The organism is Candidatus Schmidhempelia bombi str. Bimp, assembly GCF_000471645.3.
Lineage (GTDB): Bacteria > Pseudomonadota > Gammaproteobacteria > Enterobacterales > Orbaceae > Utexia > Utexia bombi.
The window spans coordinates 40,053-55,976 of the sequence record NZ_AWGA01000055.1 but is presented as its reverse complement, the minus strand read 5'-3'; the positions used below and the strand labels follow the sequence as shown (position 1 = coordinate 55,976).

The following is a 15,924-nucleotide window of genomic DNA, read 5'->3' as shown; positions in this document are numbered from 1 at the left end:
CTGATAATAAAAGTTAAGTGTAATCGTCACATTAATGATTTGAATAAACCGCCTTCAAGGCGGTCTATTGAGGTTTTAGCGATGTTTAGCTTATTCTTCATGTTCCATTAAAAAGGTTCGTAGTCGGGTAAAATCGGATGGCATCGTATGTGAGAGTAATGGTAAATCGATACGTTCAGCTAACGCTTGTGGTAACTCAATTTGTCGTTGTAGGATCGCTTCTACCACTTGTTTAAATTTCGCTGGATGGGCTGTACCTAAAAATAGTCCATACTCGCCAGTTTGTAACTGATCACGTAATACCCGATAGGCGACGGCGCCATGCGGCTCAGATAAGTAACCTTTTTTATCTAATTCACGTAGGGTCTGCTGCGTCACCTCATCATTTACTGCGCCATGTGATAACGATTGCAATGACCACTGTTGCCGTTTAAAAATTTCTTCAATACGTGGCCAATTATTAGGACGACTGACATCCATTGCATTAGATAACGTAGCAACAGTAGCATGTGGCAACCATTTTCCCGTATCAAGATAGCGTGGTACTGTATCATTTAAATTCGTGGCTGCTATAAAACGTTTAATTGGTAACCCTATGCTTTTAGCGAATAACCCCGCCGTTAGGTTACCAAAGTTACCACTAGGAACCGAGATCACTAAATTATGCCGTTGAGTAGGGGTGAGTTGAGCATAGGCTTCAAAATAGTAACAGATTTGAGCAAGTAAGCGACTAATGTTGATTGAATTGGCTGAATTAAGTCCGATAGTCTGTTTTAGCTCGGCATCATCAAATGCTTGTTTAACTAACGATTGGCAAGCATCAAAATCACCATCAACCGCGATGGTTTGAATATTATCACCTAAGGTACAAAACAATTTTTCCTGTAATGGGCTAATTTTACCATTTGGATATAGGATAACTACCCGAACATTTGGTAAATGATGAAAAGCATGGGCAACCGCCGCCCCTGTGTCACCAGACGTGGCAGTTAACACGGTTATTTTATTCTGTGCAGCGACTTGTACTAATATTTGTGCCATAAAACGTGCACCAAAGTCTTTAAACGCTAATGTTGGCCCATGAAATAACTCTAATGTGCCAATATCCTGTTCAACCGCTTTAACTGGCGCGGGGAATTGAAACGCATTATTAACACAGCGCTGTATATCGGTGTAAGCGATTTCTTTGCCAATCAAAGCCGATAATATTTTGGCGCTCCGCTGAGTAAAATTCATCGTAAGTAATTGCTCAATATCTACAGGGCTAAACAGGGGTAATTGCTGAGGGAAAAATAGCCCTTGGTTACGCCCTAAGCCCTGTTTTGTCGCCTGTGAAAAACTAACTATGTCAGTATGATCTTTTAAATTATACAATTTCATCATCTTTTCCCTTTTGTTGGTTACTTAGGTTCAATGCGTCTTGCACCTTGAATATCTATTTTTGCTATGTGGACAAAACCAGCGTTATTTTGTATATAATGCGTTGCTAACCAACTGGCGCATTGCTTAGCTAGGGTTACATCTTCAGCAATTGCGAACAGTGTCGGTCCTGAACCCGATATTCCACAAGCTAACGCGCCAAGCTTGAGTAATGTCTGTTTTGCTGACGTAAAACCAGGCAAAAGTTGTTGCCTGTAAGGTTCAGCTATCAAGTCTTGCATAAATGCGGCGGCTAATTGAGGTTGCTGGCGATAGCAAGCATGAATAAATCCGCCAACATGACGACTATGATCAACACAGACCTGTTTTTGATAGTGGGCTGGCAAAATGGCTCTTGCTTCCGCCGTTGAGACGTTAATACCAGGATAAGCCAGTACCCAATACCAGTTGGCAAAGTGGGGAATGGTTTGGCTGATTATATCCATTTCGTTCAAAATTAATTGCATACCCCCTAAATAACAGGGGGCAACGTTATCATAATGAACACTACCTGAGATACGACCTTCTAATTCCCCCATCATCCGTAATAGTTGTGTTGAATCAAATGGGTTAGCGAAGAATTCATTGAGTGCCATTAAGGTGCCCACGACGGAACAGGCACTTGATCCAAGCCCCGAACCAATGGGCATATTTTTTTCTAATGTAATTGCCACAGGTAGCGATTGACCAAGAGTCTGACAAAAATATTCCCAGCATTGATAAACAATATTTAATTTGGGGTCCTTCGGTAATTTTGTGGCAAAAAGCCCTTTATTGGTTAAGTTAAACTGTTTTGCGGAGGCGACAGTAATATAGTCGCCAAGTAATTGCCCATCGATGGGGCTAATCGCGGCACCTAAAATATCGAAACCAACACAGATATTCGCCATAGAGGCGGGCGCATAAATTGTTATTTGTTCTTTTGTCATTAGATACTCACTTTTGCTGATGCTGTACGTAAAATATCGGCAAACACGCCTGCTGCAGTAACATCATTTCCTGCGCCATAACCGCGTAATACCAGTGGAATCGGTTGATAATAGCGTGTGTAAAAAGCCAACGCATTTTCACCATTCTTGACTTTATATAGTGGGTCTTCACTATCAATAGCCTTGATGCTCACCATACAACGGCCATTTTCAATGGTAGCGACATAACGCAGAACTTTATTTTGTTGTTTCGCCTGAGAAATACGTTGGCAAAAATGTTGATCTAATTCAGGTAAACGCTGCATAAATTGTGCGACATCCCCTTCACCATAGGAGGCAGGCAGTATTGATTCGACATCAATTTGATCCAATTCTAATTCATACCCTGCTTCACGTGCTAAAATCAGTAATTTGCGCGCCACATCCATACCGGACAAATCGTCACGTGGATCGGGTTCGGTAAACCCATTTTCTTTAGCCAATTTGGTTGCTGCAGACAAGGTCATTCCTTCATCAAGCAGACCAAAAATAAATGATAGCGATCCAGATAAAATGCCATTAAAGCGGATTAATTCATCGCCAGCATTAAATAAGTTTTGTAAGTTTTCAATGACAGGTAGACCTGCCCCTACGTTAGTATCATAGTGAAATTTACGTTGACTGTTCGCCGCTGCTTGTCGTAGTTGGCGATAATACGCCATCGAGCCTGTATTGGCTTTTTTATTTGGAGTAATAACATGGAATCCATTTGATAAAAAGTTAGCATATTGATTAGCGACATTTTCACTTGAGGTACAATCGACAAAAATGGGATTGAGTAACCGATCGGTTTTTGCATGCTCAATTAACTTTTCTAATACAAAAGGGCTGGAGGAGTGCTTTAATTTAAACCGCCAATCCGTTAGATTAATACCATTAACATTAAATAACATATGCCTTGAATTAGCCACCCCACATACGCGCAAATCAATCTGTTTATTTTTAAGCCACGGTTGCTGACGTTGAATTTGATCCATCAATGCGCCACCAACGCCACCAACACCGACAATAAACACATCTAAACGTTGATCAGTACCAAATAGCATTTGATGTGCGACACGTACCCCCATGACAGCAACCTCATTGTCAACCACTACCGAAATCGAACGCTCTGAGGATCCTTGTGCAATCGCAATGATATTAATATTAGCCTGTGCTAATGCTGTAAATAAACGGGCGGCTAACCCTTTATAAGTTCGCATACCATCGCCAACCACCGAAATGATAGCTAAATGTTTCATCATATCAATCGGTTCAAGTAATCCCTCTTTTAGTTCTAAATAAAATGTTTCTTCAAGTGCTTGTTTAGCCTGTTTAAGTTCCGCTTGTGGGACACAAAAACTAATACTATATTCTGATGATGATTGAGTAATGAGTACCACCGATATGCCAGCATAACTCATCGCAGAGAAGATCCGAGCAGACATACCAACCATCCCTTTAAGTCCTGGTCCTGATACATTAATCATGGCCATATGATTTAAATTGGTGATCCCCTTAACGGGATAGTGCTTATCTAACTTATCGCAACCAATTAAGGTGCCCGCTGCTTGTGGATTATGCGTATTTTTAATTAAGCAAGGGATCTGAAATTGGGCAATAGGCATAATGGTTCGCGGATGCAAGACTTTGGCGCCAAAATAAGATAACTCCATGGCTTCTTGATAAGATAAGGCGCTTAGTCGTTTCGCATCAGGGACAATACGTGGATCACAGGTATAAATCCCATCAACATCGGTCCATATTTCGCAGCTATCCGCCGATAGGCACACGGCTAATACGGCTGCCGAATAATCTGAACCATTACGTCCTAATACAACTAATTGCCCTTGTTCATTACCCGCAGTGAACCCCGCCATTAATATAAGATGATCGGTGGCGATATGCATTTGTTGGATCCGATTACGCGATTCAGTAATATTAACGGTTGCTTCAAGATAATTACTATCATTCGCTAGTAATTTTTCAACAGGATTAATCACTGTGACTTGATACCCTTTTGCAAGCAATATCGCTTGCATTATGGCAATAGAAAGTTTTTCGCCACGACTAATGATTAATGCATAGATACTGTCAGGGCACTGACCTAATAGGCGAATGCCATGCAGTAATTCCATTAAATGATTGAGTTGAGTTTGTACTACATCCTGGGTCTGCTTATAATCAAAATGAGGTTGAATTTGCGAAAGTTGTTGTAATAAATCGCTAAAAATATTTTGTACTTGATGAAACTGGTGTTGTACTTCTTGTTTTGCTACCGTTTTCTCAACTAACGATACTAAAAGATTTGTCACGTTAGCCGGTGCAGAAAGCACCGTTGCGGTTTGCGCTTGTTTTGCATTGTCTTCAATAATCGCCGCGACGCGTAAAAAGCCCTCGGCATTAGCAACAGATGTTCCTCCAAACTTTAGTACTTTCATATGACACCTTTCCATTGTTATTAATTTAAATAGCTCTATGACCAAAAATATAACCCAAAAAAAAACCCGCTATGGTTAGCGGGTTTTTTCAATTTTTTTAGAGTGTATTAACCCGCCCTACACCTAAATATGGTAGAGATAGTAATAATCATCGTCGTATTAATCTGTAAATTTAATCGCATTATTGGACCATTTTCTCTAGTGATAAAATTCAAATAATCAGTTGTCATTACAATATAATTTTTTAATCTAAAATATCATGACGCCATTTTCTTGATTTAAAAACAATTCAGCCCAACACAAGGGTTGGGCTGAATTGTTTAAAATGTTTTATTGCTATTTTCGTATTGGTTAACCACCAAATTCAATGCATTATAGACATAAGCTTTATCATTTTGTTTTAACGCGTCATCAAGAATAGCTAAGTAAGCTAACATCACTTTCTGATTTTCCTCAGCAAAAGTAGGTGAGACTTCTTGATCTTCATATAACATGACGTATGTGCGTGCAAAACCAAAAATTAAAAAATAAACCGCGGCATTTTCAGTATCGTTTTTAATTAATTGGCACATTGCCTGACGGAGTTCAACGTAAGCATCGGTACCAGGCAAACGCGTTGCAAATATGGCAGCAGCATCCGAAAATGTCATAAGCTTAAAACCTCTATCATCAAAGTAGGTTAAAAGAATAGCAATGCCTAATGAGAAGTGCAAGCGTAATTTAAGTTAAAAATAGAAAAGCTTAAAAGTAAAAATTAGATTAATGAATTAAATTATCTATTTAACTGAAAATAACGCCTTTCTAATTTTAACTTTTTGGCTATTTTTATTCTATTAGTTTGGTGACATGTAATCCGGCTGGCGTTTGAGAAACAGGCATAATCTCTAAACAATTTACATTAACATGGTTTGGCAAACTTAGCAGCCAACTAATACTGTTTGCGATATCATCCGCCGTAAGATAGTCAATCCCATCATACACACTTGCTGCTTTCACCTTATCGCCATGAAAACGGACGGTTGAAAATTCTGTTCCGCCACATAGCCCCGGCTCAATATTGGTGACCCGAATTCGTTTCCCCGCTAAATCAGTTCGTAAATTCAAACTAAATTGTTTAACAAATGCTTTAGACGCGCCGTAAACATTCCCGCCTTTATAGGCATAACTACCCGCTATTGAACCAATATTAATAATATATCCTTGATTACGCGCTACCATCGTTGGCAATATAAGGCGGGTTAAATGAACTAAGCCTAATATATTGGTATCCACCATCGTTTGCCAATCATTAAAATCAGCTTGATAAGCTGGATCAAGACCAAGCGCCAAACCGGCATTATTAATTAATATATCAATGGGTTGAAATTTGGCAGGAATAAGATCCAATACCTTTGAGACTTGCTGTTGTTGCGTGATATCTAAGGGTAAAGGTAAAAAGTTTTGGCCTAACTGTTGTTGTAACCGAGATAATTTTTCAACGCGTCTTGCACAGCCAATAACGTGATATCCCTCAGCAATCAATCGACGGCAAATTGCCTCACCAAATCCTGATGACGCACCAGTAACTAATGCAATATTCATATTGTCTCCTTCATTATGTAAAATAAGCGATCCCACCTAGGGAATAAGATGGGTTATAACTTCCACTGAATAGCTAATTGATTAAATTGGCCTAGTGAAAACCATTTTATTTCCCTTGATTCTCCTTAATCCAAACGATTATGGTTGTTTACTAGGTTACCGTTACTCTATAAGTGTTTGCCATGCGTTAACCGATATCAATCTGGCGAAACCAATACTAAATGATTTATGCTATGACCTCTTTATTAACAACGCCATTACTTTTTATTCTATAATTCAAAATAACATTCGTATTGAAGCAATTTTAAATACGGCGCTATGTATTGAACAATATATCATCATTTTTGGAGAACATTAATGGCAACTGTTTATTTGGCATTGGGCAGCAATCTAAAATCCCCATTAGACCAAGCAAAAGCAGCTATCGACGCGTTAACGCAACTATCCGCAACAACCGTGATGGCCATATCCCCTTTTTATCGAAGCACACCATTAGGACCGGCCGATCAACCCGATTATCTTAATGCGGTAATTAAACTTGATACTCAGTTAACCGCCGAACAATTATTAGATGAGACCCAGCGTATTGAACTTGAACAAGGGCGGGAGCGTAAAACGCATCGTTGGGGACCACGCACCTTAGATCTTGATATTTTACTTTATGATCAACAAAGTATTGATACGGATCGCTTAATCATACCTCATTATGATATGAAAAATAGGGAGTTTATGCTTTATCCGCTTTATGACTTAGCACCTGATCTCGTCTTTCCTGATGGTGAAAAATTAGCAACACGATTACAGCAAGTACCGTTAAATGGTCTGGTTCGTTGGGAATAATCGCCCCATTTGAACGACTATTTTCCCTCACTTAGCTGCAAAATATAATGATGACCGTTAGTGAATTTAGTTAGGCATAATAATCATTATGCCTAAAATTGCATTAATTCATCAAAAATAGGCATCATTAATGATCTTAACAAAATATAAGCATAATCCTAATAGGATTGAATAATTTTTAGCTGATTATTCTCCAATGACCTATGCTATTTTTATTTATAACTTATTGTTTATTTGTATAAAAAATTATCTTATTACGAGCAGAATGGCAGCTTAATTCACTTTAATAAATTAAGAATGAAAAATAATAGGAAAAAAAACTTGAGAACTCCAAAATAGTTGTTATAGTTTAGCGCTTTCAGATTTGCACATAATAATTGTTATTAAAGGAGATAGCTGTGAAAAAGGAACAAAAAGCGTCCTCTTCCCTAAGTATTCTTGCCATGGCAGGTCTTAAACCCTATCAAGAGCAAAAAGGCGAAGAGTACATGAATCCTGCACAACTTAACCATTTTAAGTTGATTCTACAAGCATGGTTGGAACAGTTGCGTGATGAAATGAATAAAACAGTTTCTCATATGCAAGATGAAGCAGCGAATTTCCCAGATCCAGCTGATAGAGCAACACAAGAAGAAGAATTTAGTCTAGAACTTAGAACCCGTGATAGAGAACGTAAGCTAATCAAAAAAATTGAAAAGACCTTAAAGAAAATCGAAGAAGACGATTTTGGTTTTTGTGAATCCTGTGGAATTGAAATTGGTATTCGTCGTTTAGAAGCTCGCCCAACGGCAGATCTTTGTATTGATTGTAAAACGGTAGCTGAATTACGCGAAAAACAGATGGGCTTTTAATCATCGGTTATCATTGACTTCTTTGGTGAGTAGTAATCATGATTATTACTCACTTTTTATTAGCTTTTTTAGATTATTTTTCTATATCGACTATCTTTGGCTTTTACCTAATTCTGGTTATAATACTGCTTATTTTGTTAATCACAGTAAATAGGCATGTCTTATATTGGCCGTTTTGCCCCTTCTCCTACAGGGGATCTCCATTTTGGCTCATTAGTCACGGCTGTTGCTAGCTACTTACAAGCAAAAGCACAAAATGGCGATTGGTTAGTTCGTATAGAAGATATTGATCGGCGACGTGAAGTGAATGGTGCGGCAACGCGAATTTTAGCGACGCTCGAACGCTTTGGCTTGCAATGGGATAATCAAGTACTTTATCAATCTCAATGCATAGCGCGTTATCAATCAATATTAACGCAGTTAATTGCGAATGGTCAGGCTTATTACTGTGACTGTCGCCGTCAACGTATCCAACAACAAAACGGTATTTACGATAATCTTTGCCGTCATCGCCAACTAACCCCACAAACCAGTGGCTATCCATTAGCTATCCGTTTACGCCAATCCTATCCAATTTATCGTTTCTTTGATCAACTGCTTGGTTGGCAGCAAGTAGATCAAGCGCTGGCAAAGGAAGATTTTACCCTATTTCGACGTGACGGATGTTATGCCTACCATTTAGTTGTGGTACTTGATGATCATTTTCAGGGAATAACCGAAGTTGTGCGTGGTGCCGATTTACTGATTCCCACCAGCCGCCAGCTCTCACTATACCAACAACTTAATTGGACCGCCCCCAATTATCTCCATCTGCCATTAGCACTGAATAACGATGGGAGGAAATTATCCAAACAAAATCGTGCGCAATCTATCGCTCATGCCCCCGTTGTTAACACTTTGGCGACCGTTTTACAGTTTTTGAATCAACCCCTACCATCCGATTGGCAAGATTATAATAAAGAACAATTACTGAGCTGGGGGCAAGCTCATTGGCAAACTACAGCTATACCCAGACAAAGTAAAGTCTATTCATCCATTTAGTTAACCACCAAGATAAGATAAGGTATTAGCTAATCCTGTTTGATGTTGCTGTAATAAATGATGTTCTGGCTTAGTCGTTAATCCAGATAAAATACGCGATTTTAAGGCATCTCGCTGTGTTGGCGATTGTAACAGATCACGTAAATCAATCCCATTTTCGCCAAATAGACAGAAATGAATTTTACCAGTTGCTGAAATACGTAATCGATTGCACGTTTGGCAAAAATCTTTACTATACGGCATGATTAACCCAATTTTCCCTTGATAATCACTATGTGCATAAACGCTCGCTGCGCCAGCGACCTCATCTTTGGCTTGTCGCTGCCAGCCCTCTGCCAGCAATTGCTGCTCTAAGCATTGTCCTGATATATGTAAACGATTAAATAAATCGCCCGTCATGCCTGTTTCCATTAATTCAATAAATCTTAACTCAATGGGGCGATATTTAATCCATTGTAAATAATCGGTTAAGTGATTATTTACCCCTTTTAATAGCACCGTATTGACTTTAACCGTTTGTAAGCCTGCGGTTAACGCTTTATCGATACCCGCTAATATTTCACGCAAACGATCTTGCCCAGTAATTAATTTAAACGTATCAGAGGATAAACTATCCACACTAATATTAATGGCGGTTAAGCCAGCGCGTTGCCAATCAGCAACATGATTCAATAAGCGAAAACCATTCGTGGTCAGCGCCCTTACCTTAATTCGTGAATCAGCATAAATTAATGACAGGATATCAAGAAAATCTCGCCTCAATGTTGGTTCACCACCGGTAAGACGAATCTTGGTGATGCCAAGATCGGCAAAACAAGCAATAATTTGTTCAATTTCATTTAAGGTTAAAAAATGTCTTTGAGCACCATCTTTCGGGATAGCATAACCATTTGGCAGACAATATTGACACTGAAAATTACACACTTCAGTAATAGAAAGACGAAGGTATTTAAACCTACGCTGATAATTATCAATCAGTTGCATATAATAAAAACACTTTTCCAATCAGGAGGTATAAACATTTCTGTTTTATACCCGGTGATGTGTTAACAGTAACCATCACGGCTTATACTTCATATGATTTTATCACCACTAAGATAATATAAGCTTCAGAGTTTTTTTAATCAGTTTTTTTAGTTTATCACAACCGATGACATTACGTTAAAAAAATTTAAAATAGCTCGGTTATTACTTGCTATAAATTAATGAAAAGGGAATAATACACGATGTATCATTTTACATAAAATGTGACGATGATTACTTTTATATTTTTGTATAGAAAAATTAATACATTATTGATGTTTATATCTCTTAATGCAGCAATGGCATAAGACATTACTATATAAACTGTTTAAAACATCATTAAGTAATATAACGGATTAGAAATTACTTATTTTAGTTTGGTATAAAATGCACTTATTTTATTCTTTATACTCAATATTTTAGAAATAAAATGTCGAATAAATTGGTCTTAGTTCAGATCAGACCAATTTATAAATGTAGGTTAAGTTCACATAACATAATAATAAGATAGAAACATAAATAAAATAATGAACTAGACAAGTAGCACCAACTTAAAGCAGCAAGTTACTATATATTTAGCTGTAGCACTTTAAATATTGACTAAAATGAAGATAAAAAATCCGTTGATTTTACTTAAATTTCAAATAGAAAAAATGAGTGATAATCAATGAAAAGAATGTTAATTAATGCCACTCAACAAGAAGAGTTACGCGTTGCACTTGTTGAGGGTCAATACCTGTATGATCTGGATATAGAAAGTCCAGGCCATGAACAAAAAAAAGCCAACATTTATAAAGGAACTATTGTTAAAATCAATCCTAGTCTTGAAGCCGCTTTTGTTTCTTATGGCGGAGAAAGAGATGGGTTCCTTTCACTAAAAGAAATTGCCGATAACTATTTCCCCGCTAATCTCTCTGGTCGAAAAAGCATTAAACACCTGAAAGAAGGTCAAGAAGTGTTAGTGCAAATTGAAAAAGAGATACGCGGTAAGAAAGGCGCAGCCTTAACAACCTACATTAGTTTAGCAGGAAGTTATTTAGTCTTAATGCCAAATGATCCTAAAGCTGGTGGGGTGTCACGCCGTATAGAAGGCGAAGATCGCGCGGATTTAAAACGGATTATTGATGCACTTGATAAGCCAAAGGGTATGGGTGTTATTGCACGTACCGCAGGTGTTGGTAAATCTCAAGAAGAATTACAACAAGATTTAGATGCATTACTGACTTATTGGAATGCGATTCAAACTGAAGCCAAAAATCACCCAGCGCCGATCCTTATTCATAAAGAAAGCGATATCATTACACGAGCGTTTAGAGATTATCTGCGTGATGATGTCGGTGAAATTATTATCGATAACAAACAAATTTTAGAGATTGCGAAAAAACGTTTAGTTGGATTAGGCCGAACAGAGTACTTAAATCGTTTAAAATTATATTCAGGTGATGTACCATTATTCAGTCGTTTACAAATTGAAACCCAAATCGAATCGGCTTTCCAACGTGAAGTACGTTTACCATCGGGTGGCTCAATTGTTATTGATACTACCGAAGCATTAACAGCGATAGATATCAACTCAGCAAAATCAATTCGTGGTAGTGATATCGAAGAAACTGCATTTAACACTAATCTTGAAGCCGCAGAAGAAATTGCCCGTCAATTGCGTTTACGTGATTTAGGTGGATTAATTGTTATCGATTTTATTGATATGACACCAATTCGTAACCAACGCGAAGTCGAAAATCGTCTAAAAGAAGCGATGAAAAACGATCGTGCACGTATTCAAACCACTCGAATTTCACGTTTTGGTTTATTAGAGATGTCTCGCCAGCGTCTAAGTCCTTCACTCAAAGAAGCGACGCATCATATTTGCCCACGCTGTAGTGGTACTGGCACCGTGCGTGATAACAACTCCTTATCCTTATCAATATTAAGGATTATTAATGAGGAGGCGCTAAAAGAGAATACAGGACAAATTGATGTTATTGTTCCTATTCCAATTGCTAGCTATCTATTGAATGAAAAACGCCGTGCCATTGCTAAAATTGAGAAAGAAAATCCTGGACTAAAAATTGTGATTGCGGCGGATAAAGAGATGGAAACGCCTCAATATAAGGTGATTCGTAAACGTCAAGGTGAAGAAATTGATGTTTTAAGTTATAACTTACCAAAACTCATCCGTGAATTGGAAGAAGAAGATGAAGAAGTACAACCAGAATTAGTGATTGAAAAGGCGATTCTATCAGGTGTGACCATTGATCCGAAACAGACATCAACCAAAGCACCAAAAGAAAAACCTAAAACCAAAGAAACGGCGCCTAAAAAAGGGTTATTTGCCTCATTGCTTACTGGCTTAAGTCGTCTATTTAGCGCCTCTAAGACACCGGTGGAAAGTAACAAAAAAACAGCACAATCCAACCAAAAATCGACACGTCAGACGGATAAACGACGCAATAACCGCCGTAATCGTAATAGCAGTACGGAAACGGTGAGAGAAAATAAAGCGAGCCGCCGATCCCAAACTAATTCGGATAAAGCCAATAGCAATGCTGCAAAAGTTAAAACCGTAGAGGTGATTGACAAAAACAAAACCCCCGAAAAGGCTATTGTTACAGAAAAACGAGATCCTAAACCACGACGAGCGCAACGTACGTTAACCAAATCGGTTCGTGTTAATCAGCATAATCAAGTTGAATCTCATCACGACAATAAGGTATCTGATATCGTTGATACTGCTACGCAGACAGCATTACTGCCATTGGCTATGCCAGAAACCCAATCAGAAACCAATACGCAAGAACCAATGGCGCCTAGCTCAGCGTTTAGTGTAGAGACTATGCCATCTTATGATGTTAAAGAAGATAAGAGCAATACGATCAGCATGGCAAAAGAATCAGTCACAGAAAATACAACGACTGACAATAATAGCGATATGCGTCGTTCTCGTCGTACGCCACGACACCTACGTATGAATGGTCAACGCAGAAAACGCTTAAAAGAGGCAAGTTTAGCTGAATCGCCTATGCCGCTAGCGATGGCGGTCGCATCCCCGGAGTTAGCTTTAGGTAAAGTATGTATTGATTACTCTTTAATTCATCATCATCAGAACTCAGAATCAATTGTATTGGAACAACCACCAGTTAATGCCAATAAAATGGTTAGTGAGCAAGATGAAAATAGCTTAATCAATCAAAACGACTCAATGTCTTTAGTAACAGAAGTAGCGACAGAAACGTCGATTGAAACATCTGTAACAACTACCACGAGTTTAAGCCCAGTAACCGAAGTAACAACTATGGTTACCCCAGTCGAAATCGTTGTAGACACCATTGAGCATGATGTTACTAATAATGAAGCGGTAACAACCATCGAAAATCCGTTAAATCAGGTCGAGGTTAATTTAGGCAATCAATCTAACGTGATGATGGCACAATCTTCTGAGCAATGGGCACAGGGTACTAATTATTCTAAGCAAGATGAAAGCCCATCTCCAGCATTAACGAATATCGAGCCCTCTTTATCTGTTGAGCCTATAATTGAATCCGTACCGTCTATGCAGGAGATATTGCCACTTAACCAAGATACGGTGGTGGAGATAGTGGAGCAGCCACTAATTCATTGTAGGCAAACGCATGCTTATGCTGGCATGACAAAGGCACCCGCAACTAATACCCCTATCAATAGTGTCGAAGATGTCGTGTTAGTGACGCATTTACCTGATTCAAATTATCAATTTACTGGAAAAGGGTATGCGGGGGGGCATAGTGCGGATAGTCATGCATATGCGGCAATGAGTAAACCTCAAACGTCAGAGCAAAACCAACACTAAAAATCTGAATGATCACCATATGAATAATCTATAGCAGTGTATTATGCGCTGCTATAGATTGTTATCAGTAATTAATCGATGGTATTTCAAACATTAATCGGGTTATTCTTAATTAAAGAGAATATAAATGATCATTTATATTTTAAAGAAAATATTTACTTATCTATTTATCTTATTGCTATTATCTCAGTTAAGTTTTGCTGTGGCCTATTTGGCATCTGGCACAATTTATAATCAATACGCTTTTTTTTATGCTTATCTCGGCTATTTTGGTGATTTACTATCTGGTCGATTGCTTATTTCCAATTATGACACGCTATCATTAGGCACCATAATAAAACAGGTATTACCGCCAACGATTGAATTATGCCTATTTGCCGTATTGCTATCTTCCATTACAGGCAGCCTATTAGGCATTATTGCGGGTCTCAAACCCGATCATTGGTCCAACAAATTGATTCAAGCTGGAAGCCTTATTATTAGTGCTTGCCCGATAGTATGGCTAGCAGTATTAATGATGTCCCTTTTTGCTAGCAATCATTATTTGTTTCCTGATTCTGGTTCACTAATAGAACAAATCAATCCCAAAACAGGGTTTCCTATCATCGATGTTTTCCTAACCCCTGACTTAAATCGCTCTCAAGAACTTATTAAAGAGTTACAATATTTAGCGTTACCGGGGATTATTCTTTCTATTCATCCCTGTATTATTACTATTCAATTGATCAGTCAGCAAGTCGTGAAGGTCGCCAAACAGAAGTATATACAAGCAATTTCTATCCGTGAGCAATCGCAATTAAAGATTTTATTACGCCATATGCTGCCCAATGTTTTCCCATCCATTATCCCACGTTTAACTTATAATCTAACTATTATCTTATATTCAGCTATTATTATTGAGATTATCTTTAAACGACCAGGTTTAGGCACATGGGTTATGCAAGGATTTGTCGATAAAAACGGTTTAGTGATTGCTATCGCGATTATGATATGTGGTGTGTTACTCTGTTCATTAAATCTATTTATCATGTTGATTACGATAATGATTCAGCCATTGCGCCATCAGGAGTTATATGATGAATAATTTAGCCATCTATCGTACTAAATTACGTTATACTTATACTGCCTTTGTGCGCACTATGCACCATAATCTTTTCCTTATTATTGGTTTTTATGGACTGTTGTTAACGTTAATTGCTTGTATATTAACCCCTTGGTTAGCATCGAATATTGATCAACTTTATCCACTAAAACGTTTTTTAATGCCTGCTTGGTTTGAACAAGGCGATATTAATCATATTTTAGGGATTGATAACACGGGAAAAGATATTTTTAAACGCTTATTATGGGCATTACAAACCTCGCTAGCGATTACACTACTCATTACCCTGTATGTTATCTTAATTGGAACGGTAATGAGTTTATGGACGGTCTTTTGTAGACCTGCGGCGCACATAGTGTTACTATCGATACAAACGATTACCGCCATTCCACCACTATTAATGATGATGATTTTATCGTTGTTTAGTGGTAATACTCTCAATAATTTAATGATGGTCGTTGGTGTCAGTTTACTCCCACGATTCATCCACAATTTGTATAACATGGTCAATAATGAGCTGAAAAAAACGTATATTATTGCCTTAAGGTTAGATGGATTATCGATAATGAATATTATGCGTTATTCAGTATTCCCTAATATTTTAGCCAATTTCGTTTCTGAGTGCATTGCTATTTTTACCACTTGTCTACTTGCTCTAACAACGTTAACATTTTTAAACTTTGGGATTGAATCTGATTACAATGAATTAGGCGTAATGATGCGCGAAATGATCGCTATTATGCCAATCAATCAATGGGCATTTATCGCACCTGGTTTAGCTATTTTGTGCGTAATTTTACTGTTAAACTTTTTTGATTATGGGCTACAACAAGCGAGGTCATACCGAGACTAA

At 38.0% G+C, this 15,924-nt stretch carries 12 protein-coding genes and 1 riboswitch; of the genes, 6 read left to right on the top strand and 6 right to left on the bottom strand.

What is annotated here, in order from left to right; all coding sequences use genetic code 11:
• Window positions 1-90 precede the first annotated feature (90 nt).
• The 5 genes from thrC to O970_RS05465 all read right to left on the bottom strand — a co-directional run bounded on the left by thrC (window position 91) and on the right by O970_RS05465 (window position 6,388).
• Window positions 91-1,380 (bottom strand): threonine synthase, encoded by a 1,290-nt coding sequence (gene thrC, locus O970_RS05485; RefSeq protein WP_024496134.1) that lies wholly within the window; start codon window positions 1,378-1,380, stop codon window positions 91-93.
• 20 nt (window positions 1,381-1,400) lie between these two features.
• Window positions 1,401-2,348 carry a homoserine kinase gene (gene thrB, locus O970_RS05480; RefSeq protein WP_036562774.1) on the bottom strand — a complete coding sequence of 316 codons (948 nt, stop codon included), beginning with the start codon at window positions 2,346-2,348 and terminating at the stop codon, window positions 1,401-1,403.
• Entirely contained in the window at window positions 2,348-4,807 is a 2,460-nt protein-coding gene (gene thrA, locus O970_RS05475) for a bifunctional aspartate kinase/homoserine dehydrogenase I (protein ID WP_024496132.1), read from the bottom strand. The genes thrB and thrA overlap by 1 nt, the downstream gene beginning before the upstream one ends.
• A gap of 320 nt (window positions 4,808-5,127) precedes the next feature.
• Complete coding sequence (locus O970_RS05470; RefSeq protein WP_024496131.1) at window positions 5,128-5,457, bottom strand: hypothetical protein; 330 nt, start codon at window positions 5,455-5,457, stop codon at window positions 5,128-5,130.
• A gap of 175 nt (window positions 5,458-5,632) precedes the next feature.
• Complete coding sequence (locus tag O970_RS05465; RefSeq protein WP_024496130.1) at window positions 5,633-6,388, bottom strand: SDR family oxidoreductase; 756 nt, start codon at window positions 6,386-6,388, stop codon at window positions 5,633-5,635.
• A gap of 357 nt (window positions 6,389-6,745) precedes the next feature.
• Here O970_RS05465 and folK point away from each other — a divergent pair, with 357 nt between their 5' ends.
• The 3 genes from folK (at window position 6,746) to gluQRS (ending at window position 9,120) form a co-directional block, all read left to right on the top strand.
• Complete coding sequence (gene folK / locus O970_RS05460) at window positions 6,746-7,228, top strand: 2-amino-4-hydroxy-6-hydroxymethyldihydropteridine diphosphokinase (RefSeq protein ID WP_024496128.1); 483 nt, start codon at window positions 6,746-6,748, stop codon at window positions 7,226-7,228.
• Between the two features lie 443 nt (window positions 7,229-7,671).
• A complete protein-coding gene (gene dksA, locus O970_RS05455) occupies window positions 7,672-8,079 on the top strand; it encodes an RNA polymerase-binding protein DksA (RefSeq protein WP_051318607.1) in 408 nt (135 codons plus the stop codon).
• 156 nt (window positions 8,080-8,235) lie between these two features.
• A complete protein-coding gene (gene gluQRS, locus O970_RS05450) occupies window positions 8,236-9,120 on the top strand; it encodes a tRNA glutamyl-Q(34) synthetase GluQRS (protein ID WP_036562770.1) in 885 nt (294 codons plus the stop codon).
• Here the strand turns inward: gluQRS and moaA are convergent, their stop codons facing one another.
• Window positions 9,121-10,104, bottom strand: a complete 984-nt coding sequence (gene moaA / locus O970_RS05445) for a GTP 3',8-cyclase MoaA (protein ID WP_024496126.1) — start codon at window positions 10,102-10,104, stop codon at window positions 9,121-9,123. It abuts the gene before it with no gap.
• Window positions 10,099-10,247, bottom strand: a riboswitch (molybdenum cofactor riboswitch). It overlaps the preceding gene by 6 nt.
• 563 nt (window positions 10,248-10,810) lie before the next feature.
• Between moaA and rne the strand changes: the two genes are divergently transcribed.
• The 3 genes from rne to O970_RS05430 all read left to right on the top strand — a co-directional run bounded on the left by rne (window position 10,811) and on the right by O970_RS05430 (window position 15,924).
• Entirely contained in the window at window positions 10,811-13,969 is a 3,159-nt protein-coding gene (gene rne, locus O970_RS05440; RefSeq protein WP_024496125.1) for a ribonuclease E, read from the top strand.
• Window positions 13,970-14,096: 127 nt separating this feature from the next.
• Window positions 14,097-15,053 (top strand): ABC transporter permease subunit, encoded by a 957-nt coding sequence (locus O970_RS05435; protein ID WP_024496124.1) that lies wholly within the window; start codon window positions 14,097-14,099, stop codon window positions 15,051-15,053.
• Window positions 15,046-15,924, top strand: coding sequence for an ABC transporter permease subunit (locus O970_RS05430; RefSeq protein WP_024496123.1), 879 nt, complete (start codon window positions 15,046-15,048; stop codon window positions 15,922-15,924). Before O970_RS05435 ends, O970_RS05430 begins: the two co-directional genes overlap by 8 nt.

Bases quoted from the DNA above. Each gene is read 5' to 3' on its own strand.
- thrC (WP_024496134.1), bottom strand. From the start codon at position 1,380: ATGAAATTGTATAATTTAAAAGATCATACTGACATAGTTAGTTTTTCA.
- thrB (WP_036562774.1), bottom strand. From the start codon at position 2,348: ATGACAAAAGAACAAATAACAATTTATGCGCCCGCCTCTATGGCGAAT.
- thrA (WP_024496132.1), bottom strand. From the start codon at position 4,807: ATGAAAGTACTAAAGTTTGGAGGAACATCTGTTGCTAATGCCGAGGGC.
- O970_RS05470 (WP_024496131.1), bottom strand. From the start codon at position 5,457: ATGACATTTTCGGATGCTGCTGCCATATTTGCAACGCGTTTGCCTGGT.
- O970_RS05465 (WP_024496130.1), bottom strand. From the start codon at position 6,388: ATGAATATTGCATTAGTTACTGGTGCGTCATCAGGATTTGGTGAGGCA.
- folK (WP_024496128.1), top strand. From the start codon at position 6,746: ATGGCAACTGTTTATTTGGCATTGGGCAGCAATCTAAAATCCCCATTA.
- dksA (WP_051318607.1), top strand. From the start codon at position 7,672: ATGGCAGGTCTTAAACCCTATCAAGAGCAAAAAGGCGAAGAGTACATG.
- gluQRS (WP_036562770.1), top strand. From the start codon at position 8,236: ATGTCTTATATTGGCCGTTTTGCCCCTTCTCCTACAGGGGATCTCCAT.
- moaA (WP_024496126.1), bottom strand. From the start codon at position 10,104: ATGCAACTGATTGATAATTATCAGCGTAGGTTTAAATACCTTCGTCTT.
- rne (WP_024496125.1), top strand. From the start codon at position 10,811: ATGAAAAGAATGTTAATTAATGCCACTCAACAAGAAGAGTTACGCGTT.
- O970_RS05435 (WP_024496124.1), top strand. From the start codon at position 14,097: ATGATCATTTATATTTTAAAGAAAATATTTACTTATCTATTTATCTTA.
- O970_RS05430 (WP_024496123.1), top strand. From the start codon at position 15,046: ATGAATAATTTAGCCATCTATCGTACTAAATTACGTTATACTTATACT.